Source organism: Aquabacterium sp., assembly GCF_050725395.1.
GTDB lineage: Bacteria > Pseudomonadota > Gammaproteobacteria > Burkholderiales > Burkholderiaceae_C > Aquabacterium.
This window is the reverse complement of the sequence record NZ_JBOHHL010000002.1, coordinates 116963-138652: the sequence shown is the minus strand read 5'-3', so window position 1 is coordinate 138652 and position 21690 is coordinate 116963. Positions and strand designations below refer to the sequence as shown.

17 protein-coding genes are annotated in these 21690 nt (G+C 67.5%); 10 read left to right on the top strand and 7 right to left on the bottom strand.

All coding sequences use genetic code 11. The features are described 5' to 3' along the window. Positions 1 to 30 precede the first annotated feature (30 nt). The 8 genes from ACREB4_RS02000 (at position 31) to ACREB4_RS01965 (ending at position 9928) form a co-directional block, all read left to right on the top strand. Positions 31 to 1245 (top strand): acyl-CoA dehydrogenase family protein, encoded by a 1215-nt coding sequence (locus tag ACREB4_RS02000; protein ID WP_431586515.1) that lies wholly within the window; start codon positions 31 to 33, stop codon positions 1243 to 1245. A 56-nt stretch (positions 1246 to 1301) separates the two neighbouring features. Continuing rightward, complete coding sequence (locus tag ACREB4_RS01995) at positions 1302 to 2117, top strand: hypothetical protein (RefSeq protein ID WP_431586514.1); 816 nt, start codon at positions 1302 to 1304, stop codon at positions 2115 to 2117. Between the two features lie 12 nt (positions 2118 to 2129). Beyond that, positions 2130 to 2501, top strand: coding sequence for a hypothetical protein (locus tag ACREB4_RS01990; RefSeq protein WP_431586513.1), 372 nt, complete (start codon positions 2130 to 2132; stop codon positions 2499 to 2501). A 32-nt stretch (positions 2502 to 2533) separates the two neighbouring features. Further along, complete coding sequence (locus ACREB4_RS01985; RefSeq protein ID WP_431586512.1) at positions 2534 to 2803, top strand: DUF1488 family protein; 270 nt, start codon at positions 2534 to 2536, stop codon at positions 2801 to 2803. Between the two features lie 52 nt (positions 2804 to 2855). Then, the gene (locus ACREB4_RS01980; protein WP_431586511.1) at positions 2856 to 6161 is read left to right on the top strand and encodes a carboxyl transferase domain-containing protein; all 3306 of its coding nucleotides are present in this window, start codon (positions 2856 to 2858) and stop codon (positions 6159 to 6161) included. 108 nt (positions 6162 to 6269) lie between these two features. After that, positions 6270 to 7970, top strand: a complete 1701-nt coding sequence (locus tag ACREB4_RS01975; protein WP_431586510.1) for a DUF1800 domain-containing protein — start codon at positions 6270 to 6272, stop codon at positions 7968 to 7970. A gap of 17 nt (positions 7971 to 7987) precedes the next feature. Beyond that, on the top strand, positions 7988 to 9370 hold the full coding sequence (locus ACREB4_RS01970) for a DUF1501 domain-containing protein (protein ID WP_431586509.1): 1383 nt from the start codon (positions 7988 to 7990) through the stop codon (positions 9368 to 9370). Positions 9371 to 9427: 57 nt separating this feature from the next. Continuing rightward, on the top strand, positions 9428 to 9928 hold the full coding sequence (locus tag ACREB4_RS01965) for a DUF4442 domain-containing protein (RefSeq protein ID WP_431586508.1): 501 nt from the start codon (positions 9428 to 9430) through the stop codon (positions 9926 to 9928). Positions 9929 to 9932: 4 nt separating this feature from the next. Here the strand turns inward: ACREB4_RS01965 and ACREB4_RS01960 are convergent, their stop codons facing one another. Next, on the bottom strand, positions 9933 to 12842 hold the full coding sequence (locus tag ACREB4_RS01960) for a PAS domain S-box protein (protein WP_431586507.1): 2910 nt from the start codon (positions 12840 to 12842) through the stop codon (positions 9933 to 9935). Positions 12843 to 12948: 106 nt separating this feature from the next. Next, positions 12949 to 14043, bottom strand: coding sequence for a biotin synthase BioB (bioB, locus tag ACREB4_RS01955; RefSeq protein ID WP_431586506.1), 1095 nt, complete (start codon positions 14041 to 14043; stop codon positions 12949 to 12951). A 194-nt stretch (positions 14044 to 14237) separates the two neighbouring features. Between bioB and ACREB4_RS01950 the strand changes: the two genes are divergently transcribed. Further along, the gene (locus ACREB4_RS01950) at positions 14238 to 14708 is read left to right on the top strand and encodes an AtaL-like protein (protein ID WP_431586505.1); all 471 of its coding nucleotides are present in this window, start codon (positions 14238 to 14240) and stop codon (positions 14706 to 14708) included. A 3-nt stretch (positions 14709 to 14711) separates the two neighbouring features. Next, the gene (gene pcaF / locus ACREB4_RS01945; RefSeq protein WP_431586504.1) at positions 14712 to 15917 is read left to right on the top strand and encodes a 3-oxoadipyl-CoA thiolase; all 1206 of its coding nucleotides are present in this window, start codon (positions 14712 to 14714) and stop codon (positions 15915 to 15917) included. A 10-nt stretch (positions 15918 to 15927) separates the two neighbouring features. On the opposite strand, the gene ACREB4_RS01940 is transcribed toward pcaF, so the two are convergent. The 5 genes from ACREB4_RS01940 to thiC are packed head-to-tail and all read right to left on the bottom strand — an operon-like array spanning position 15928 to position 21613. After that, positions 15928 to 17574, bottom strand: coding sequence for a bifunctional hydroxymethylpyrimidine kinase/phosphomethylpyrimidine kinase (locus tag ACREB4_RS01940; RefSeq protein WP_431586503.1), 1647 nt, complete (start codon positions 17572 to 17574; stop codon positions 15928 to 15930). Beyond that, complete coding sequence (locus tag ACREB4_RS01935) at positions 17571 to 18371, bottom strand: thiazole synthase (RefSeq protein WP_431586502.1); 801 nt, start codon at positions 18369 to 18371, stop codon at positions 17571 to 17573. The genes ACREB4_RS01940 and ACREB4_RS01935 overlap by 4 nt, the downstream gene beginning before the upstream one ends. 2 nt (positions 18372 to 18373) lie before the next feature. Next, entirely contained in the window at positions 18374 to 18595 is a 222-nt protein-coding gene (gene thiS, locus ACREB4_RS01930) for a sulfur carrier protein ThiS (RefSeq protein ID WP_431586501.1), read from the bottom strand. A 17-nt stretch (positions 18596 to 18612) separates the two neighbouring features. Further along, positions 18613 to 19701 carry an FAD-dependent oxidoreductase gene (locus ACREB4_RS01925; protein WP_431586500.1) on the bottom strand — a complete coding sequence of 363 codons (1089 nt, stop codon included), beginning with the start codon at positions 19699 to 19701 and terminating at the stop codon, positions 18613 to 18615. A gap of 10 nt (positions 19702 to 19711) precedes the next feature. Further along, complete coding sequence (gene thiC, locus ACREB4_RS01920) at positions 19712 to 21613, bottom strand: phosphomethylpyrimidine synthase ThiC (protein WP_431586499.1); 1902 nt, start codon at positions 21611 to 21613, stop codon at positions 19712 to 19714. Between the last annotated feature and the right edge of the window lie 77 nt (positions 21614 to 21690).

Below are 21690 nucleotides of genomic sequence, written 5' to 3'. Positions count from 1 at the left end.
GACATCCACCGCCTTCAGGAAACGACGACCATGATCAACCTCGAAATCCCCCGCAAGTTCAAGCCCCTGGTGCGCCAGGCCCACGAGACCGCCGCCGAAGTGCTGCGCCCCATCTCGCGCAAATACGACCGCGCCGAGCACAGCCGCCCGGTCGAGCTCGACATGATGGCCGCCGTGATCGATGGCATGAACGAAGGCAACAGCGACGTGGGCGGCACGGGCGCCACCGGTGTGCGCCGCGATGCCAGCGATGCGTCGCAGGGCAACCGCAACGGCACCAACATCTCCACCTGCCTGTCCATCATGGAGCTGTGCTGGGGCGATGTCGGCATGCTGCTGTCGATGCCGCGCCAAGGCCTGGGCAACGCCGCCATCGCGTCCGTGGCCAACGACGAACAGCTCAAGCGCTTCAAGGGCCGCTGGGCCGCCATGGCCATCACCGAACCCGGCTGTGGCTCCGATTCGGCCGCCATCAAGACCAGCGCCAAGCTTGATGGCGACCACTATGTGCTCAATGGCGAAAAAATCTACGTGACCGCTGGCGACCGCGCCGACTTGGTGGTGGTGTGGGCCACGCTGGACAAGAGCCTGGGCCGCGCCGCCATCAAGTCCTTCGTGGTCGAGAAAGGCACGCCCGGCTTCGAGCTGGTGCGCCTGGAGCACAAGCTGGGCATCCGCGCTTCTGACACCGCGCACTTCATGATCACCAACTGCCGGGTGCCCAAGGAGAACCTGCTGGGCGACCCCGAGGTGAACCCCGAGAAGAGCTTCGCGGGCGTGATGCAGACCTTCGACAACACGCGCCCCCTGGTCGCCTCGATGGCCGTGGGCCTGACGCGTGCCTGCATCGAAGAGATGGGCCAGATCCTGAAGGACTGCGGCTTGACCGTGGACTACAGCCGCCCGTTGCACCGCCAGCCCTCGGCCGTGGCCGACTTCGTGCGCATGCAGGCCGATTACGAAGCCGCGCGCCTGCTGACCTTGCAGGCCGCCTGGATGGCCGACAACGCGCGGCCCAATTCGCTGGAAGCCTCATTGGCCAAGGCCAAGGCCGGCCGCACTTGCGTGGACGTGGCCTTGAAGTGCGTGGAGCTGGCCGGCAGCATCGGCTACACCGAGACTTCGCTGCTGGAGAAGTGGTCGCGCGATGCGAAGATCCTCGACATCTTCGAAGGCACGCAGCAGATCCAGTTGTTGATCATCGCGCGGCGCTTGCTGGGCAAGAGTTCGGCGGAACTCAAGTAAACCGGTGGCGCCTAGAATGGCGCCCCGCCTTGCTTTATTCCGCAGTACCCGCCCCGATGAACATCACGGTCAAAGAAGAATTGCGCGTCTACATCGACCCGCTCACGCCCGACGAACACGATGCGCTGGAACGCAGCATCCTGGCCGAAGGCTGCCGCGATGCGTTGGTTTTGTGGGGCGATGTGCTCGTCGACGGCCACAACCGCCACGGCATCTGCCAGAAGCATGGCATCCCCTTCAACACCGTGCAGAACGCCACTTTCAAATCGATGGACGACGTGCACCTGTGGATGATCGACCAGCACCTGGGCCGGCGCAGCGTGTCCGATTTCCAGCGCGGCGTGCTGGCTTTGCGCAAGAAAGAAATCATGTTGGCCCGCGTGCAGGCTGCCAAGGCTGCGGCCCCCACCACGGCCGCCGATGAGCCGGTTGAGGAAGGAGGCCAAGCCTCCACGCCGCCCTGGGATGTGGACCCCTTGCCCACCCGCGAAGCCATCGCCAGGGCCGCCCGCATCAGCAGCAGCACCGTCAGCCAGATCGAGAAGATCCAGAAGGAAGCCACGCCTGAACTGGTCGCGGCCGTGAAGGCGGGCGATATTTCCATCAACGCGGCGGCGGCCGTGGCTTCGCTGCCGGTGGAAGAGCAGGTGGCGGCCGTGGCGGGGGGCAGGAAGGAACTGCGGCAGGCCGCACGGCAGGTGCGCGAGGCCAAGGCCCAATCCAAGGCGGCCAATGCCCCAGCCTCCACGGGCGATGACCCTGCCGAGCCCGCATCCCCTGAAGCCGAAATCGCCCGCCTGAAGAAAACCGTGGCCGAGCTCACCGCCGAGAACGCCATGCTCAAGGCGCAGATCGCCGAACTGATGGTCTGAGCCCCAGGCGCCATGAACCTCCAATACCTGGATTTCGAGCACAGCGAAGACACCGAAGGCATCGGCACTTTCGAGGCCATGGCCTCGGTCTCGCCGGATCAGGTGCCGCAGGTGCACGCCGAGATCCGCGACGTGTTGAACTGGGCGTTCCGGGCTTTTCCGGAGGGCCATGGCCCCGTCAGCGAAGGCGGTGTCTGGGACCACGACCTGCAAAGCCAACGCGAATACTCGGCCAGCGACGCCATCGAGTTCGATGAGCGCAGTGGCCAGCTGCGGGTGCAGGCCGGAGAGGCCGGGCTGGCGCGCCACACCCTCACGCTGTCCATCAGTGGCACCGCCGATTTCTGCGCGGCTTTCCTGGATCGTTTCAAGCTGGCGCTTTGATCCATACTCGGACTTCACCCTTGGAGTCCCACATGTCGCAGTCCCCGTTCTTTCACGAAGCCACCGGGGCTGTCCGCTTCTGGGTGATGGTGGACGACAAACCGATTGGCGCCAGTGTCAGCCGCGAGGCCCTGCACCACCGTTACCGCCCCGACGCCCGTGGCGAAGACCCGCTTGAAACCTACAAATCGCATGCGAGCGACCTGGAGGCGGTGGTGCGCCGCCGAGTGGCCCAGGGTTCCATCGAGCCGGTGATGCTGCGCGAGTTCGATCTGCGCGTGGTCGTGCCGCCGAAGGCATAGCCGCTAGGATGCTGGATTCGCCGGTGCGCCCGGCAAATTCAAGCGTTTCGCCATGCCATCACCCGTCCCGCCGGTTCTCCTGATCGCCAACCGTGGCGAGATCGCCATCCGCATCGCCCGTGCCGCCAGCGAACTGGGCTGGCGCACCGTGGGCCTGGTGTCCGAAGACGACCAGCAGGCGCAGCACGCCTGCCACGTCGACGCATCGCAGGTCTTGCCGGGCAAGGGCGTGCCCGCCTACCTGAACATCGCCAACGTGGTGGCCGCGGCCCAAGCCGAAGGCTGCACGCACGTGCACCCCGGTTATGGCCTGTTGAGCGAGAACGCCGATTTCGCCCGCGCTTGCGCTGCGGCAGGCTTGACCTTCGTCGGCCCCACGCCCGAGGTGCTGGACCTGCTGGGCGACAAGGCACAAGCCCGCGCTTTGGCCCAGCGCTGCGGCGTGCCGGTGACCGACGGCATCGACCACGGCGTGTCCCTGGCCGAGGCGCAGGCCTTCTTCGCGAAACTGGGGCCGGGCGGCGCCATGATGGTCAAGGCGCTGGCGGGCGGCGGTGGCCGCGGCATGCGGGTGGTTGAAGCCGAGCAAGACATCGCGGCCGCCTTCGAGCGTTGCCAGTCCGAAGCCCTGGCCGCCTTTGGCCGAGGCGATGTCTACGTCGAGCAACTGGTGCGCCGCGCGCGCCACATCGAAGTGCAGGTGCTGGGCGATGGCAGCGGCGACGCGGTCCACGCCTGGGAGCGCGACTGCACCGTGCAGCGCAACCACCAGAAGCTGGTCGAGGTCGCGCCCGCGCCGAACCTGGATGCCAGCTTGCGCCAGCGCCTGCTGGACGACGCGGTCACGCTGGCCCGGGCCGTGAAGCTGCGCGGCCTGTGCACCTTCGAGTTCCTGGTCGACCTGGACCACGCTGGGGCCCATTGCTTCATGGAGGCCAACCCGCGCCTGCAGGTCGAGCACACCGTGACCGAAGCGGTGACGGGGCTGGACCTGGTGCAACTGCAGTTGCGCCTGTCGCAAGGGGCCACCCTGGCCGAGCTGTCGCTGTCGCAGCCGGCCATCGCGCCCCCGTTCGGCACCGCCATCCAGTCGCGCGTCAACGTCGAGCGCATGGGCCCGGATGGCCGGGCATTGCCGTCGGGCGGCACGCTGCGCGCTTACGAGCCGCCCAGTGGCCCGGGCGTGCGCGTCGATGGCCATGGCCACGCCGGCATGCAGCCCCACCCCGGTTTCGACACGCTGCTGGCCAAGGTCATCGTGCACCACCCCTCGGGATTCGAGGCTGCTTTGAACCGAAGCCGCCGTGCCTTGGCCGAGTTCAGGCTCGAAGGCGTGGACAGCAACATCGCCTTCCTGCAGGCTTTGCTGGCGCACCCCGATGTGCCTCGTTACCAGCTCAGCACGCGCTGGCTGCAAGGGCAGGTGGTGCCGCTGTTGGCCGCGGCCCGGCACCAACCGAGACCACGCACTTCGGCGGTCCACAGCCAGCCGCACCCAGCCACTGCGGGCGAGCGCGCTGGCGTGGGCGAAGGCTGCGTCGCTGTCACGGCCAACGTGCCCGGCTCACTGGTGACTGTCCTCGTCCACCCCGGCGACACGGTGCGGGTGGGCCAGCGCATCGCGGTCATCGAAGCCATGAAGATGGAGTTCGAGATTGTCGCCACGCAAGGCGGCCGCGTCGAATCGGTGCTGGCCGAGGTGGGTCATGTGGTCGAGGAAGGCCAGGCCCTGATCGCGCTCGACCCCGCTGGCGACGACGGCCAGGCCCATGCCACGCCAGACCAGGCGCTGGACCCGGACCACCTCCGCCCCGACCTGGCCGAGGTGATCGAGCGCCACGCCGTGACGCGCGACGACCGACGCGCCGAGGCCGTTGCCAAGCGCCACGCCAAAGGCCACCGCACCGCCCGAGAGAATGTCGATGATTTCCTCGACGAAGGCAGCTTCCTCGAGTATGGCGCGCTGGCCCTGGCCTCTCAGCGCATCCGCCTGAAAGAACCCGAGCTCATCGCCCGCAGCCCCGCCGATGGCCTGGTCGCGGGACTGGGCACTGTCAACGCTGCGTTGTTCGGCGAACAGGCCGCGCGCTGCATGGTGCTGGCCTATGACTACACCGTGTTCGCGGGCACACAGGGCGTCATCAACCACAAGAAGACCGACCGCATGCTGCACCTGGCCCTGCAACGCCAGTTGCCGCTGGTGCTGTGGGCCGAAGGCGGCGGCGGCCGGCCCAACGACGAGTACCCCGGCGTGAGCCTGCTCGACAACATGACCTTCCTGGGCATGGCGCGCCTGAGCGGCCTGGTGCCGCTGGTGGCCATCGTCAACGGCCGTTGCTTCGCGGGCAATGCCTCGCTGGCCGGTTGCTGCGACGTCATCATCGCCACGAAGGACAGCACGATCGGCATGGCCGGCCCCGCCATGATCGAAGGGGGCGGCCTGGGCAAGTTCTCACCCGAAGAGGTCGGCCCCGTCAGCATGCAGGCGCCCAACGGCGTCATCGACATCGTGGTGGTCGACGAGTTGCAAGCCGTGCAGGTGGCCCAGCAATACATGGGGTATTTCCAGGGCACGACCTCCGCCTGGCAGTGCGCCGATCAGCGAATGTTGCGCCACGTGGTGCCTGAAAAGCGCACGCGCGTCTACGACATGCGCGCGGCCATCGATACCCTGTTCGACACGGGCTCGGTGCTCGAACTGCGCCGCGATTTCGCGCCTGGCATGGTCACGGCGCTGGCCCGCCTCGAAGGCCGGCCGGTGGGCGTGATCGCCAATGACCCGCGCCACCTGGGCGGCGCCATCGACGCCAACGGTGCCGACAAGGCCGCGCGCTTCATGCAGCTGTGCGATGCTTTCGACCTGCCGATCGTGTCCTTGTGCGACACACCCGGCTTCATGGTCGGCCCCGACGCCGAGCAAACGGCCACGGTGCGCCATTTCTCGCGCATGTTCCTGGCGGCGGCCAGCGTCACCGTGCCTTACTTCACGGTGGTGTTGCGCAAGGGCTATGGTCTGGGCGCACAGGCCATGACGGCCGGCAGCCTGCTGGCGCCCGACTTCACGATCGCCTGGCCCACGGGCGAGTTCGGTCCCATGGGCATCGAAGGCGCGGTGCACCTGGGTTTCGGCAAACAACTGGCCAGCATCGAAGATACCGCGCAACGCCAGCAGATGTTCGACCAGTTGGTGGGCGCCGCCTACCAGCGCGGCAAAGGCCTGAACATGGCCAGCCACCTTGAACTCGACGACGTGATCGACCCGGCCGACACGCGCCGCTGCCTGGTGCGCGGATTGGCCGCCATGCCACGGGTCGTGCACCGCGGTGGGCGCAAACGCCCATTTGTGGACGCTTGGTGAGCATTTATAAGGAAGCAAGTGGTGTCATTGATTTCGAGAGGTAACGCAGGTTGAGTTATGGGCATTGCTCCCGATACAGTACTTTTCTGCATTTGATCGAAGACAGCGATGTTGGACACGGAACAAGACTTGGCAAGGGAGGTGGTCGGCTCACAGGATGAGTCCACCACGAGGCATCACCATCTGAGTTTGGCCTTGGGCGCCGTGGCGTCGGCCACGCTCAGTGCTTGTGGCGGAGGCGCCCAGCCTTTCGAGGCCATGACCGACGCCCGCGCGGCCCGCTTCCTCAACCAAGCCGCCTTGGGTTCCACGCCCGCCCAGGTCGCCGTGGTGGTCCGGGATGGCGCCGATGCCTGGTTCAATGCCCAACTGGCCATGCCCGTGTCGCCATCCGTCTGGGATTGGGCCATCGCCCAGGGCTATGGCAACCGCATGTACGCCAAGGGTGACTACGGCCTGGACCAGGCCCTGTGGTGGCGCCTGTGCACCGCCCAGGACGTGCTGCGCCAACGCATGGTGCTGGCACTCAGCGAAATCTTCGTGGTCTCGCCGCTCAACATGGTGGCTTATTACAAGCAGTTCGCCTGCCTGGCCTGGTGGGAGCTGCTCGAACAGCATTGCTTCGGCAACTTCCGCGACCTGCTCACGCACATCACCCTGTCGCCCGCCATGGGCGTGTACCTCAGCATGCGTGGCAGTGCCAAAGAAGACGGCGGCGGGCGCCACCCCGACGAGAACTACGCGCGCGAGTTGCTGCAGCTCTTCACCATCGGGCTGACCCAGCTCCAGCCCGACGGCTCGCCCACCTCGCCGCCGGTCGACACCTACGATGGCCACACCGTGTCTCAACTGGCCAAGGTGTTCACCGGTTGGGAAGTCGATGGCTTCAACCCATTCGACCCCGAGGGCCCGTTCGACTACCTGCGCGCCCCCATGGGGTTCCACCCCGAGCGCCATGCGGACACCGACAAGAGCGTGCTGGGCGTCAATATTCCTGGCCAGACGCCTGGTCCCGAGGCCATGCGCCTGGCCCTCGACGCCATCTTCAACCACCCCAATGTCGGCTTCTTCATCGGGCGCCAGCTCATCCAGCGCCTGGTGACCAGCAATCCCAGCAAGGACTACGTCTGGCGCGTGGCCACCGCCTTCAACGGCAATGGTGCGACACCACCGGTGCGAGGCGACATGGGGGCTGTGCTGCGGGCGGTGCTGTCCGATCCAGAAGCCCGCCCGGAGATCACGCTGCCCGCGGCCAACCAGCCTGCGCCGGCCCAGCCCACCGTGAGCGATGGCAAGCTGCGCGAGCCCGTGTTGCGCCTCTTGCAGTGGCTGCGCCTGGTCAACGTCAGCTCGACCGACGGCGCGTGGCGCTTCCCCGACCTGTCCAGCAGCGACCAACTGGGCCAGGCCCCTTTGCGTTCTCCCTCGGTCTTCAATTTCTTCCGGCCCGGCTATGTGCCCCCCAACACGGCCATCGCCAAAATGGGCCTGGTCGCCCCCGAGTTCCAGGTCACCAACGAGTCCAGCGTGATGGGCTACGCCAACTTCCTGTTGCGCATCATGCCCTTCGGGGGCAACGGCATCATGCCCAACTACGAGGCCTGGCTGGCCATGGCCGACCAGCCCGCGCGCCTGGTGGACCAGCTCAACCTGCACCTGACCGGGCGCGTGTTGTCGCCGGCCACGGTGGACACCGTGGTGGCGGGTGTCGCCTCCATCCTCGGCACCTCGCCCAACGAACGCCTCAACCGCGTGGTGGCGGCGTTCTTCCTCATCATGTGCTGCCCCGAATACCTCGTGCAGCGCTGAACCGGCCTTGCTTGACCATGACTTCCGACTCCCTCAGCCGCCGCGCTTTCCTGCAACGGGGCGCCGCCCTGTCCCTGGCCGGTGCCGCCGCGCCCTTTGCCCTCAACCTGGCCACCATGGCCGAAGCCGCCGCGCAATCAACCGGCGCGGACGACTACAAGGCCCTGGTTTGCGTCTTCCTGCAAGGCGGCAATGACCACGGCAACACCTTGATCCCTTACGACGATGCCAGCCATGCCAGCTATGCCGCAGCCCGTGGGAGCGTGGCCCTGGGGCGCGACGCCCTGGCCCCCACCGTGCTGTCGACCAGCCTTGGCGGTCGCCAGCTTGCCATGGCCCCCAGCCTGGCACCGCTCAAGCCCTTGTTCGACGCAGGGCGGATGGCCTGGTTGCTCAACGTCGGCACCCTGGTGCAGCCCACCACCCTGGCGCAATACACGGCCCGCTCCGTGCCCTTGCCGGCCAAGCTTTTCTCGCACAACGACCAGCAATCGGCCTGGCAGTCCTACGGGCCGGAGGGCACGCTGGCGGGCTGGGGCGGCCTGGCGGCCGATGCCGTCATGTCGGGCAATGGCAAGGCTTCGCTGACCTGCATCAACACCGCAGGCAACGCCGTCTACCTGTCAGGGCGCAACGCCGTGCCCTGCATGATCAATCCCTCGGGCGTGCCATCGCTGTACGCGCTCAATGGCGGCCTGTTCGGTTCGGCGGGCTGCGAAGCCGCTTTCCGTCAACTGGTCACGCAGACCTCGCAGGCGCACGTGCTGGCCAGCGAACACGCCCGCGTCATGGCCCGTGCCATCGATGTCAACGCCCAGCTTCAGGCGGCGATGGCCGCCACGCCCGCGCTCGCCACGGGCTTCGATGGCGCCAATGCGCTGGCCAACCAGCTGCGCATGGTGGCGCAGTTGATCGCGGCGCGCGGTCGCCTGGGCATGCGCCGCCAGGTGTTCTTCGTGTCGCTGCCCGGCTTCGACCTGCACGACAACCTGCTCAGCCGCCACCCCTTGCTGCTGGGGCAGTTGGCCTCGGCCCTGGTGAGTTTCCAGGCCGCGCTCGACGAGTTGAACGTCGCCCGCCAGGTCACCACCTTCACCGCCAGCGACTTCGGCCGCACGCTGAGCAGCAATGGCGATGGGTCCGACCATGGCTGGGGTGGCCACCACCTGGTCATGGGCGGCGCGGTGCGCGGCAATGCCTTGTATGGGCAACTGCCCGATGCCGGGCTCGGAGGCGACACCGACACGGGCCAGGGCCGCCTGCTGCCGACCATGGGCGTGCAGCAATTGGCCGGTGCGCTGGGTCGCTGGATGGGCGTGTCCCCCACCGACCTCAACGCGGTCAATCCCGGTCTGGGTTACTTCAACGCCGGGACCTTGTCGGGGCTGCTCACGGTCTGATCGCCGGTGAGGCCTCAATGCGGCTACCATGCGGCCTCGTGTCCACCTGGAGTCCGCATGAGCAGCAGCAAGCCCAATCAACTCAGCCGCAACGTTGCCCGTTTTCAGGGCCTGCCTGCCGGTTTGAGCCCCTGGTTGACCAGTTTCATGCTGGGCAATGTGGTGCCCATGGTGGGGTCGGCCGGTCTGCGTTTCGAAGAGCTCTCGAATGAACGCGTGGTCGTCAGCCTCCGCAATCGGCGCAAGGTGCAGAACCACATCAAGGGCCTGCACGCGGCCGCCATGGCCCTGCTGGCCGAGACCGCCACGGGCTTTTGCGTGGGCATGAACGTGCCCGACGACAAGCTGCCCCTGATCAAGACGCTCAAGGTCGATTACCTCAAGCGCGCGCAGGGCGACATGAAGGCGGTGGCGCAGCTGCGTCCCGAACAGATCCAGCAGATCCGCACGCAGGACAAGGGCGAGGTGACCGTGCCCGTCAGCATCACCGACGAATCGGGCGGCGAGCCCATCCAGTGCGAGATGGTCTGGGCCTGGGTGCCCAAGAAGCGCGGCTGATCGGTCAGTGCGGCGCGTGCCGCCGCAGCGTGCTCACCAGGTCTTCCAGGTTGATCGGCTTGACCACCAGGTCGACCATGCCGGCGGCCAGGCATTTGCTGCGTTCCTCGGCCATGGCGTGCGCGGTCTGGCCGATCACGGGCAGTTGCGGCGCGATGGCCTGGATGCGCCGGGTGGCTTCGTAACCGTCCATGGCGGGCATCTGGATGTCCATCAGGACCAGGTCGAAATTCGAGGCCCCGCCGGACGCCAGCTGGGCAAGGGCTTCGGCCCCGCCATCGACCATGGTCACCCGCACACCCTCGATCTGCAGCAGCTCGTTGAGCACCCATTGGTTGACCTGGTTGTCCTCGGCGGCCAGCACGCGCAGGCCTGCCAGCCGTTGCCCCACCTGGGCTTCGGTTTTCAGGGAGTCGTCTTGGTCCATGGTGTGATCCGTGCAGGGGGTTGAGGGGGCGGCTGGCGGAACGGCCACCAGCGGCAGCACGACCTCGAACCGCGTGCCTTGGCCAAACTCGCTGCGGGCGCGGATCTCGCCCCCCAGCATTTCCACCAGCCTTTTGGTGATCGACAGGCCCAGGCCAGTGCCACCGAACTGCCGCGTCGTCGAGCCATCGGCCTGCTCGAAAGGCCGGAACAGCTCGTTCACCTGCTGAGGGCTCATGCCGATGCCGGTGTCGGCCACGGTCAGCACCAGCCGCCCATCGCGCGACGCGGCCGACACGCTCACCTCGCCCCGCATCGTGAACTTCACGGCGTTGGACAGCAGGTTCAACAGGATCTGTTCCAGCCGCAGGGGGTCGCTTTCGCACAGGGCAGGCAGGTCGGGGCTGAGGTGGCTGTGCAGGCCGATGCCCTTGACCAGGGCGCGGTCGTGGAATTGGGCGGTGGCGCGGGCCAGCACGTCGGCCAGGTTCACGGGCAGGGCCTCGATGTGCAGCTTGCCCGCCTCGATTTTCGAGAAATCGAGGATGTCGTTGATGATGCCCAGGAGCAGGCGCCCCGAGTCCAGGATCTGCGCGAAGATCTGGTGGGCGGAACCCGTGTGGTCCCGGTGGCCGATCTGGGCCAGGCCCAACACGCCATTGAGCGGGGTGCGGATTTCGTGGCTCATGTTGGCCAGGAATTCGCTCTTGATCTGACTGAGGCGCTCGGCCTCCTGGCGCGCGGCGTCCAGTTCGGCGGTGCGTTGCCGCACGGTCTGCTCCAGGTGTTCCTGGTGCGTTTGCAGGGCATGGCGCGCTTGCTGCACTTCGCTGATGTCCTGGATGGCGCCTTCGATGCGGACCACCTTGCCGTCCTGCCAGATGGGCTCGCCCTGGGTGCGGATCCATTTGCGCACCCCGAGGTGGCTGGTCAGCTCCAGCTCCATGGCGAAGGGCTTGCCATGCTCGACGGCTTCCAGCAGGGCTTGCGTGATCAAGCTTCGTTCATGGTCCGCGAAATACTCCATGCCGCTGGTGAACGTCAGGGAGCTTGGCAGTTTGGGATCCAGGTCGAGGATGCGCGCGGCCCCGTCGGTGCGGCTGCCTTGCCGGGTGCCCATGTCGATGCTCCACCCGCCGACCTTGGCCAGGATGCTCATGCGGTCGAGCAGCACTTGCTTGTCCCGCAGCGCTTCCTGTGCTGACATGGTGGCGGTCATGTCCCGCGCCATGCCGAACATGCCGGCCATCTCGCCCTGGGTGTCGAAGATCGGGCCCTTGGTGACCAGGAAGGTCAGCTGCTGGCCATTGCGCATGGTCAAGCGGTCTTCGGTGGTGCAGGTGGCGCGCGTCTGTTTGAGGCGTTCGTCGCCCGCCTGGATCAGGGCGGCGGACTCCGGGGGAAACAGGTCGTGGTCGTCATGGCCGACGATCTGGTCGATGGGGCGCCCCAGGAAGTTCGAGGCCGACTGGTTGACCATCAGGTAGCGGCCGTCCCGGTCTTTCACGAAAATGGCATCCGTCGTGCCTTCGATCACGGCGCGCAGCAGTTGCTCGCTGCGCTGCAGGGCCGCCTCGGTGCGGTGCCGCTCGCTCACGTCCAGCACCAGGCCGATCACCACATCGCCGCGCTGGGTGGGCACGACGCGCCCATGCACTTCCAGTTGCACGGCCGAGCCATCTCGGCGCCGGCCGGTGAAAGCTTGGCGGAGCTCCTGGTCGAGCTTGTCGAAGCGCCGTTGCAACTGCCTGGCCACCTCGGCCTGGTCCTGTGGCATCACCAGGTCCATGATGGGCACGCGTTGGACGATCTGCTCGGGGTTGTCGTAACCCAGCATGTGGGCGAACTGGGGGTTGGCGTAGAGCAGGTGCTCACCCTGGACGATGTAGATGCCGGCCAGCGATTGCTCGACCAGCGCCTTGAAGCGGGTGTTGCCGGCCTCGTGTTCGGCCTGGCGCAGCCATTCAAGGACCAGGCTCATCAGCAGGCCCATGGTGCAAAACACGCCGATGGCCACCACCGAGCTGGCCTGCCCCGGCATGAACAGCGACCAGGCGAAAACGGCCGACAGCGCCGTGGCCACCACGCCCGACAGCCAGCCGCCCAGCCAGGAGGCCGCGAAGACCGCCGGATAGAACAGCAGCAAGGCGATGGGGCTGATGGTGGACCAGAAGGCCCATTGGATGGCCGCCGCCGCGATGGGAAAGCCCAGGCCCCAGAGCAGGCTCTTCAGCGAGGCCTTGGGTCGGCCGTCATCGACCATGGGGCCGGGCTCGGCTTCCTCGGGCACATGCTGGAGCGTGAACCACAGCATGACCGCGGTCGCCAGGATGAAAAGCAGCCCTTTGAGCGTCGAAAAATTCGTGATCGAGCCGAGGTTGCTGAAAGTGGCCAGAACGCGGTCGGACAAGAAAATCCACAGCGCCGCGAACACGGCGTACAGCAGTGTGGCCCGAAGGCTGAATCGCTTCCGACGGGAGATCGGCATCAAGGCACTCCTGCGCCACCCGGGGTGGCTCAGGCGATTATGGTGCAGCGCTCAACGTGATGCGTGAACATGTCGGTCTGGCGAATCGGCGTGTCGCCCGGGCGCATCAGGTGGCTTCAACACGCGCCGTGACGGCCTTGCCGCTGCGCAGGCCCAGCTTGCTCAGCAGGGCACGGTCGCGGTCGACCTCGGGGTTGCCGGTGGTCAGCAGCTTGTCGCCATAGAAGATGGAATTGGCGCCGGCCAGGAAGCACATGGCCTGCACGGCTTCGCTCATCTGCTGGCGGCCGGCCGACAGGCGCACCCGTGCCGTGGGCATGGTGATGCGGGCCACGGCGATGGTGCGCACGAACTCGAGCGGGTCGAGTTGGGGCGTGTCGGCCAGGGGCGTGCCGGGCACGCGCACGAGGTCGTTGATGGGCACGGACTCGGGGTGCGTGGGCAGGTTGGCCAACTGGGCGATCAGGCCGGCGCGGCCCTCGCGCGTTTCGCCCATGCCGACGATGCCGCCGCTGCAGACCTTGATGCTGGCCGAGCGCACGTGCGAGAGCGTGTCCAGGCGGTCCTGCTGGTCGCGCGTGGTGATGATGTCGCCGTACAGTTCGGGCGCCGTGTCCAGGTTGTGGTTGTAGTAGTCGAGGCCGGCGTCTTTCAGGGCCTGGGCTTGTGGTTCGGTGAGCATGCCCAGGGTGCAGCAGGCTTCCAGGCCTTCGTCCTTGATGACGCCAATCAGTTCGGCCACTTTCTCGATGTCGCGGTCCTTGGGGGCGCGCCAGGCGGCGCCCATGCAGAAACGGCTGGCGCCGGCTTCCTTCGCGGCCACCACGGCTTCGCGCACCTGCTCGGGCGACATCAGCTTGCTGGCCTTGACGCCGGTGTCGTAGCGGGCGGCTTGGGGACAGTAGCCGCAGTCTTCTTCGCAGCCGCCAGTCTTGACCGACAGCAGCGTGGCGTGCTCGACCTCGTTGGGGTCCCAGTGTGCGCGGTGCACCTGCTGGGCGCGCCACATCAGGTCGTTGAAGGGCAGGTTGAACAGGGCCAGCACCTCGGCGCGGGGCCAGCGGGCGTTGGCCTCGTCCGGCACCGTGCAGTCGCCGCCGCAGCCATGGGCGTTGAGCACGGCCTTGGGCAGCCATTGAACCGCCTGGGGCGTCGTCTGGTTGGAAATCGGGGCCGGGCTGGCAAGGGTGCTCTGGGACATGGGCTGGACTGCGGGCAAACGCAGGTCATGAACGGTCGATACAGGTGCCAGTGTAGGCCACCCGGCGTGGCCGCGCCAAGCGGTCCACCGCAGGCGGCTGCCCTGGAAAACCAGCGCGGGCAAGGGCTGACGCGAGGAAGAATCGCGTCAGCGTCGATTTTTGAAGAAGGTGCCATTGCGCTAAGCTCAAGGTCATGCGCTTTGAACACCTGATCGAGATCAACTCCCCCAGCGTGGCGGCCCAGACCGTGGTGCCGCCTTTCACGCGCGAGCAAATCTGGCGTGGACTCATGGCCCGCGTGCAGACGCCCCAGCGCTTTCCCCTGGGGCCCGACACCTGCGAGTGGCGCGAAATCGAGCCTGGCGTGATCCGGCGCACGGTGAGCTTCGGCGCCAACGCCATGGAGGACGAGGTGCTGGCCGACCCGTTCAAGCGCCTGGAGTTCACGCCCCAGCCACACGGTGACACCACCCCCATCCGCCTGACCATCACCATCGAGGAGCCGCAAGCCGGCCAGATGGTGCTGCGCTTCGTCTACGAAAGCGTGAGCGAGCTGTCGGCCGAAGAGGCTTATTTCAACGACTACCGCCACAACGCCTGGCTGCACAACGACCGCGACATGGTCCGCACGCTGCGCCAGTGGTTGTCCGACGAGGGACTTTGACCGATGCGGAACGATGCCTTCATCTGCGATGGCCTGCGCACGCCGTTCGGGCGCTATGGCGGGGCCTTGTCCTCGGTGCGCACGGACGACCTGGCGGCGATCCCGCTGCGGGCTTTGCTGGCGCGCCACCCCGGCCTGGACCCGGCCCTGATCGACGACGTGCTTTATGGCTGTGCCAACCAGGCCGGTGAAGACAACCGCAACGTGGCCCGCATGGCCGCGTTGCTGGCGGGTTTGCCGCTGGATGTGCCGGGCGCCACCGTCAACCGCCTGTGCGGCTCGGGCCTGGATGCCCTGGGCACGGCGGCGCGCGCCATCAAGTCGGGCGAGGCCCACCTGGTGATCGCGGGCGGCGTCGAAAGCATGAGCCGCGCGCCTTTCGTCACGGCCAAGGCCGACACCGCCTTCAGCCGCAACGTGGCCACCTTCGACACCACCATCGGCTGGCGTTTCGTCAATCCTTTGATGAAGGCGCTGCACGGCATCGATGCCATGCCCGAGACGGCCGAGAACGTGGCACGCGAGTTCGCCATCAGCCGCGAGGACCAGGATGCTTTCGCGCTGGCCTCGCAACGCAAAGCCGTGGCGGCGCAGCGGGCCGGCTTCTTCGACGCCGAGATCACCCCGGTGAGCATCGCGCCAAAGAAGGGCGATGCGGTGACCGTGAGCGCCGACGAGCACCCGCGCGAGACCACGCTGGCCTCGCTGGCCAAACTCAAGCCTGTGGTCATGCCCGAGGGCACGGTCACGGCGGGCAATGCCTCGGGCATCAACGATGGCGCCTGCGCCTTGCTGGTGGCCTCGGAAGTGGCCGCGCGCGAACACCAGTTGACGCCGCTGGCGCGTGTGGTGGGCATGGGCGTGGCGGGTGTGCCGCCGCGCATCATGGGCATCGGCCCGGCGCCGGCTTCGCTCAAGCTGTTGGCGCGCCTGGGCATGACGATCGACCAGATGGACGTCATCGAATTGAACGAGGCCTTTGCAGCACAAGGCCTGGCCGTGATGCGCCAGTGGGGCTTGCACGATGGCGATCCGCGCGTGAATCCGAACGGCGGTGCCATTGCGCTGGGGCATCCCTTGGGCGCATCGGGGGCGCGCCTGGCGCTGACGGCGGTGCACCAATTGCACCGCACGGGCGGCCGCTATGCGCTGGTCACCATGTGCATTGGCGTGGGTCAGGGCATCGCGGTGGTGCTCGAGCGCGTCTGATCCTTGAGGTTCAGAGCACAGGGTGCGGCAGGGTGGCGGGCTGTGTCGGATTCGCCTTCGATCGTCCTGCCAGCACAGCTTGGCGCAGTCCGGCGAGGGTGGTGGCCGTGTTGTGTGCATCACCTTCGATGCCCATGCCCCTGACCACGCACAGGGCGGCAGGCCCGGCGGTGGCAAAGCGCTGAACATCGGCGGGCGCCAACAGGCCGCCGATGGCGACCACGGGCTCGGGGCTGTGGGCGGTCCACCAACGCAGGTTGTCCAGACCTTGGGGATGCCAGGGCATGTCCTTGGTGGTGGTGGCCTGCACCGGTCCGCAAGCGATGTAACTGGCGCCCAAGCCGGCCGCACGCGCCAGTTCCCACAAGCTGTGCGAGCTGATGCCGAGCATGAGCCGGTGGCGGGCCGAGCGCAGCACCGCGTGGTCTTCGGCGCTCATGGCCAGCAGGTCTTCCTGGCCCAGGTGGATGCCGAGCTGGCTTTGCCCCGAGGTGCTCAGCGCCAGGGCTTCGCGCCAGTGGTCGTTGATGAACAGCTGGGCGCTCACGTCGGCACAGGCCTGGAGGCTGTCCTGCAGATGCGGGGACAAGCTTTCTTGGCACTTGTGCCGCAGTTGCAGGCAACGCCAACCCGCCTGCAGCGCGGCACCCATCCCCTGGGCGTGGGCCACGATGCCGTACAGGCCGTCGGCGGGGGGCGTGAATCGCTGGAACAGCGGTGCTGAACCGTCCACGGCCGACGCCGTGAGCCGCCAGGGCAAGGCTTCGCCCAAGCCCAGCCAGGGCAAGGGCGCGCCGCCATGCGCAGGCCCAGCCGCGAAACCATTGCGGGCGATCACTGGCCCCGGGCCTTGGCCCGCCGCACGGCTGTGGCTCAGGGCATGGTGGGTCAGCATCTTGGCCAGCACCACGGCATCGGCCTCCACATGGCCCAAGGCCCAGGCCGAGGCCACGCCGGTGGCGAAGGTGCAGCCCGTGCCATGGTGATCACGCGTGTCCACGCGGGGTGAGGTGAGCCAGCCACGCGCGTGCGGCGTGTCCAGCCAGTCCAGCGCCTGCTGGTGTGCTTCGGTCGGGTCATCACCCCCGGTGATCACGATGCCGCGGGTGCCCAGAGCACGCAGGGCCTCGGCCAAAGCGGGGATGCTCAGCTCCTCGCTGCCTGGGCCCAGGAGCCTGAAGGCCTCGCCGCGGTTGGGGGTGATGACCGTGGCGCGCGGCAGCAGTACATCGCGGTAGGCCAATTGGATGCGCTCGTCGGTGAAGCGCACCCCACCAGCCGAGGCGCCCAGCACCGGGTCCACGATCAGGGCCAGGTGGCGGTGCGGGTCCATCCCAGGGGGCGTGCTGGCCCGCAGATGGTCGACCCAACGCGCCACGGTCTGGATGGCGCCCACGCTGCCCAGCAAGCCGGTCTTGATGGCGGCGGGCGGCATGTCACGCGACAGCGCGTTCAATTGCGCGTCGAGTTGGGCGGCGTCCACCGCGAACACGGCCTCGACGCCTTGCGAGTTCTGAGCCGTGATCGCAGACACCACGGGGCACAGGTGCACGCCCATGGCGTCGGCCGCGCGTTGGTCGGCGCTCAGGCCGGCACCACCGCCACTGTCGTGGCCGGCGATGCTCCAGAGGATGGGGGGCGTCTTCTTGTTGATCACAGCAGCACGAAAGGTTGACCGCCCACGGGCGTGGTGGCCACGGCCACATCGCTGGTGGGCATGAGGCCCGCGTCGAAGCCGGCGCGGCCTGCTTCGACCGCGTGGCGAAAGGCCGTGGCCATGCGCACCGGGTCGCCCGATTGCGACACGGCCGAGTTCAGCAGCACGGCGTCCATGCCCAGCTCCATGGCCGCGGTCGCGTGCGATGGGGCGCCCAGGCCCGCGTCGACGATCAAGGTGGTGTCGGGCAAGCGCGCACGCAAGGTCCGCAAGGCCCAGGGGTTGAGCAGGCCCAGGCCCGAGCCGATGGGGGCACCCCAAGGCATCAGCACCGCGCACCCGGCATCGACCAGGCGTTGGCAGGTGACCAGGTCGTCGGTGCAATAGGGCAGCACCTCGAAGCCATCTTTCACCAGTTGACGCGCGGCATCGACCAGCTCGAAGGGGTCGGGCTGCAAGGTCTGTTCGTCGCCCACCACTTCCAGCTTGACCCAGTGCGTGCCGAGCAGCTCACGCGCCATGTGGGCCAGGGTGATGGCCTCGCGGGCGCTGCGGCAGCCAGCGGTGTTGGGCAGCAAGTGGGCGCCTTGTTCGCGGGCGGTGCTGCGGATGATGTCGACGAAGCCGTTGTCGCCGCCACCTGGCACGGCCAGCGTGCGCTTGAGGCCCAGCGTCAGCACCTGGCTGCCCGAGGCGACGATGGCCTCGCGCAGCACCTGCGGCGAGGGATAGCCCGCGGTGCCGAGCAAGAAGCGGCTGCTCAACCGCGTGTCACCGATGCACCAGGCAGCATCCATCTTCAGCCTCCGGTGATGGCGGTGAAGCACAGCAGGGTGTCGCCGTCGTGCAGCACGTGGCGCTCGCGTTCACCGCGGGACACGAACTCGCCATTGACGGCGGTGGCCAGGGACTCGGGGTCTTCGGTTTGCAACTGGGTCAGCAACTGGGCGACCGTGCTGCCGGCGGGCAATTGCCGAGGCCCCCGGTCGGTGTGCACGGTGATGGGTGCGCTGGTCTTCATGGTGGTGTCTTGGGGTTTCAATGAGGGGCGGTGGGCAGCAAGCCGGTCTGGCCCAGGGCTTCGTCCACCAACGATGGGCCGAGCAGCCAGCCGTGGCGGTACAGGCCATTGATGCGCACGAGGCCAGCTTCAACGTGGCACAGCGGACGGTGGTCGGGCAAAGCAGGGCGCAGGTTGACGTCCATGCGCAGGATGCGGCTTTCGGCCAGGGCCGGCAGCACGCTGTGCGCGGCGGCCATGAGTTCGACCGCGCTGCGCAGCGACATCGGTGAACGGTCCTCGGTCTCGATCTCGCTGGCGCCCACCAGCACCACATCACCGGGCCGTGGCACCACGTAGACGCGGTGGCGCGGGTGCAGGAGGCGCACCGGGCGCTTCAGCCCCAGGCCTGGCGCGTGCAGCCAGACCATCTCGCCCCGCACGCCACGCACCGCGCACGTGGCCTTGGCGCCCACGCCGCGCAGGTCGAAGACCCAATCGAAGCGGTGCTGGTCGAGGTGGCCGGCCCGCACCTCCTGCACGGGCCGGCCCCAGTGCCACTGCACCGAAGGCGCGTCGTCGTGCAGGTGCTGCAGGGTGCGCACCGTGTCGATGTGGGCTTCGCCCGCCAGCATCCAGGCGTGCAGGCGGCCCATGGTGCTGTGCAGCGAAGGCTCCAGTTCGGTCAGGGTGGCCGCGTCCAGCATTTGAGGTTGCGTGCCGGAGGTGGAGGCGTCCCCGCCCTCGCCCAGTCGCGCCAGCACGCGGCGCGCGGCGCCCTGGTCGCTGCCATGGGCCACCAGCAGGCTGCCTTGGCGTTCAAACAGCCTGGGCGTGCCGGGGCGCGATTGGCCCAGCGTTTCGGCGATCTGCTGCCAGCGGGCGATGGACTGCCAGCCGCGTTGCGCCAGGTCGTCGTCGGCGGTTTCGCGTTCGGCGGTGGGGCTGAGCATGCCGGCCGCGGTGAAGCCCGCGGCCCCCTGTCCGTCGAAGGTGGGTTCGGGGCCGCCAGCGGGGTCGAAGACGCTGACCCGGTGGCCAGCGTGGGCCAGGGTCCACGCCACCAGGCGGCCCAGCAAGCCCGCGCCTGCGATGCCGATGTTCAAGCCTTGCACAGCTGCTTGCATGTCGCGCTGCTCAGGCCTTGGGTGCTTCGGATTTGATCGGGATGTACAGCTCACCGCCGACTTGCTTGAACTCCGCCGACTTGTCCTGCATGCCCTGCGCGGCGAACTCGCGCACTTCCTGCGTGATCTTCATCGAGCAGAACTTGGGGCCGCACATCGAGCAGAAGTGCGCCACCTTGGAAGCGTCCTTGGGCAGGGTCTCGTCGTGGAAGTCGCGCGCGGTTTCCGGGTCCAGGCCCAGGTTGAACTGGTCCTGCCAGCGGAAGTCGAAGCGCGCTTGCGACAAGGCATCGTCGCGGGCCCGCGAGCCCGGGTGCCCCTTGGCCACGTCGGCCGCGTGCGCCGCGATCTTGTAGGCGATCAGGCCCTGCTTGACGTCGTCGCGGTTGGGCAGGCCCAGGTGTTCCTTAGGCGTCACGTAGCAGAGCATGGCCGTGCCCATCCACCCGATCATCGCCGCGCCAATGGCCGAGGCGATGTGGTCGTAGCCCGGCGCGATGTCGATGGTCAACGGGCCCAGGGTGTAGAAGGGCGCCTCGTGGCAGGTCTTGAGTTGTTCATCCATGTTGGCCTGGATCAGGTGCATGGGCACGTGGCCAGGGCCTTCGATCATGGTCTGCACATCGTGCTTCCAGGCGATCTGCGTCAGCTCGCCCAGCGTGCGCAGCTCGGCGAATTGCGCTTCGTCGTTGGCATCGCTCAAGGAGCCTGGACGCAGGCCGTCGCCCAGCGAGAAGCTCACGTCGTACGCCTTCATGATCTCGCAGATCTCTTCGAAGTGCGTGTACAGGAAGTTTTCCTTGTGGTGCGAGATGCACCACTTGGCCAGGATCGAGCCCCCGCGTGACACGATGCCCGTGCGGCGCCCCGCCGTCAGATGAATGAAGGGAAGCCTCACGCCCGCGTGGATGGTGAAATAGTCCACCCCCTGTTCGGCCTGCTCGATCAGCGTGTCGCGGTAAATGGCCCAGCTCAGGTCTTCGGCCACGCCGCCGACTTTTTCGAGCGCTTGGTAGATGGGCACGGTGCCAATGGGCACGGGGCTGTTGCGCACGATCCAGTCGCGCGTGGTGTGGATGTGCTTGCCGGTGGACAGGTCCATCACGTTGTCGGCGCCCCAGCGGATCGCCCACACCAGCTTTTCGACTTCTTCCTCGATGCTTGACGTGACCGCCGAGTTGCCGATGTTGGCGTTGATCTTGACCAGGAAGTTGCGGCCGATGGCCATCGGCTCCAGCTCGGTGTGGTTGATGTTGGCTGGGATGATGGCGCGGCCGCGCGCCACTTCCGAACGCACGAACTCGGGCGTGATCTCGCGCGGGATCATGGCGCCCAGGGGGTTGCCGCGCAGGCGGGTTTCGCGCTCGGCGTCCTGGCTGTAAGCCGTGCGCCAATCGCCCACGCCATCGGCCAGTTCAAGGCGACGCTGGTTCTCGCGGATGGCCACGTACTCCATCTCGGGCGTGATGATGCCTTGGCGGGCGTAGTGCATCTGGGTCACGTTGTGGCCAGACTTGGCGCGGCGCGGGGTGCGCTGCAAGGCAGCGGCCGCCTGGCGCAGGGCGGCCATGCGCTCGTCGTGGCGCTCGTCGGGCTTCAAACCATCGTCGACCGCCTGGATGCGGCGGCCTTCGTAGGCTTCGGTGTCGCCGCGCGCCAGGATGATGGCTTCGCGAACCGGCGGCAGTCCGCGCGTCACGTCGATCTCGACCGTGGGGTCGGAGTAGGGGCCGGAGCAGTCGTACAGGGAGACCGCTTCACCATTGGTCAGCGACACCTCGCGCATGGGCACGCGCACCCCGGCCTGGCTGCCCTCCACGTAGACCTTGCGGGATGCGGGCAAAGGTTCGCGCGTCAGGCGCGCGAGTTCGCTCAAGCTGGCCAGGGCGGCGGCGGGATCGGGTGCGTTCATGGGCGGTGTCCTTCGGATGGCAGTGGTGGCAACACATGCTCCGAGGGTGCCTGGGCCCAAGCCGGGACCCTTCGCCA

What these genes read in the sequence shown, in the direction of transcription:
- ACREB4_RS01950 (WP_431586505.1), top strand. Translation starts at nt 14,238, where the DNA reads ATGCGCTTTGAACACCTGATCGAGATCAACTCCCCCAGCGTGGCGGCC.
- ACREB4_RS01980 (WP_431586511.1), top strand. Translation starts at nt 2,856, where the DNA reads ATGCCATCACCCGTCCCGCCGGTTCTCCTGATCGCCAACCGTGGCGAG.
- ACREB4_RS01995 (WP_431586514.1), top strand. Translation starts at nt 1,302, where the DNA reads ATGAACATCACGGTCAAAGAAGAATTGCGCGTCTACATCGACCCGCTC.
- ACREB4_RS01970 (WP_431586509.1), top strand. Translation starts at nt 7,988, where the DNA reads ATGACTTCCGACTCCCTCAGCCGCCGCGCTTTCCTGCAACGGGGCGCC.
- ACREB4_RS01935 (WP_431586502.1), bottom strand. Translation starts at nt 18,371, where the DNA reads ATGGATGCTGCCTGGTGCATCGGTGACACGCGGTTGAGCAGCCGCTTC.
- ACREB4_RS01975 (WP_431586510.1), top strand. Translation starts at nt 6,270, where the DNA reads ATGTTGGACACGGAACAAGACTTGGCAAGGGAGGTGGTCGGCTCACAG.
- ACREB4_RS02000 (WP_431586515.1), top strand. Translation starts at nt 31, where the DNA reads ATGATCAACCTCGAAATCCCCCGCAAGTTCAAGCCCCTGGTGCGCCAG.
- ACREB4_RS01925 (WP_431586500.1), bottom strand. Translation starts at nt 19,701, where the DNA reads ATGCAAGCAGCTGTGCAAGGCTTGAACATCGGCATCGCAGGCGCGGGC.
- ACREB4_RS01990 (WP_431586513.1), top strand. Translation starts at nt 2,130, where the DNA reads ATGAACCTCCAATACCTGGATTTCGAGCACAGCGAAGACACCGAAGGC.
- thiC (WP_431586499.1), bottom strand. Translation starts at nt 21,613, where the DNA reads ATGAACGCACCCGATCCCGCCGCCGCCCTGGCCAGCTTGAGCGAACTC.
- bioB (WP_431586506.1), bottom strand. Translation starts at nt 14,043, where the DNA reads ATGTCCCAGAGCACCCTTGCCAGCCCGGCCCCGATTTCCAACCAGACG.
- ACREB4_RS01965 (WP_431586508.1), top strand. Translation starts at nt 9,428, where the DNA reads ATGAGCAGCAGCAAGCCCAATCAACTCAGCCGCAACGTTGCCCGTTTT.
- ACREB4_RS01985 (WP_431586512.1), top strand. Translation starts at nt 2,534, where the DNA reads ATGTCGCAGTCCCCGTTCTTTCACGAAGCCACCGGGGCTGTCCGCTTC.
- ACREB4_RS01960 (WP_431586507.1), bottom strand. Translation starts at nt 12,842, where the DNA reads ATGCCGATCTCCCGTCGGAAGCGATTCAGCCTTCGGGCCACACTGCTG.
- pcaF (WP_431586504.1), top strand. Translation starts at nt 14,712, where the DNA reads ATGCGGAACGATGCCTTCATCTGCGATGGCCTGCGCACGCCGTTCGGG.
- thiS (WP_431586501.1), bottom strand. Translation starts at nt 18,595, where the DNA reads ATGAAGACCAGCGCACCCATCACCGTGCACACCGACCGGGGGCCTCGG.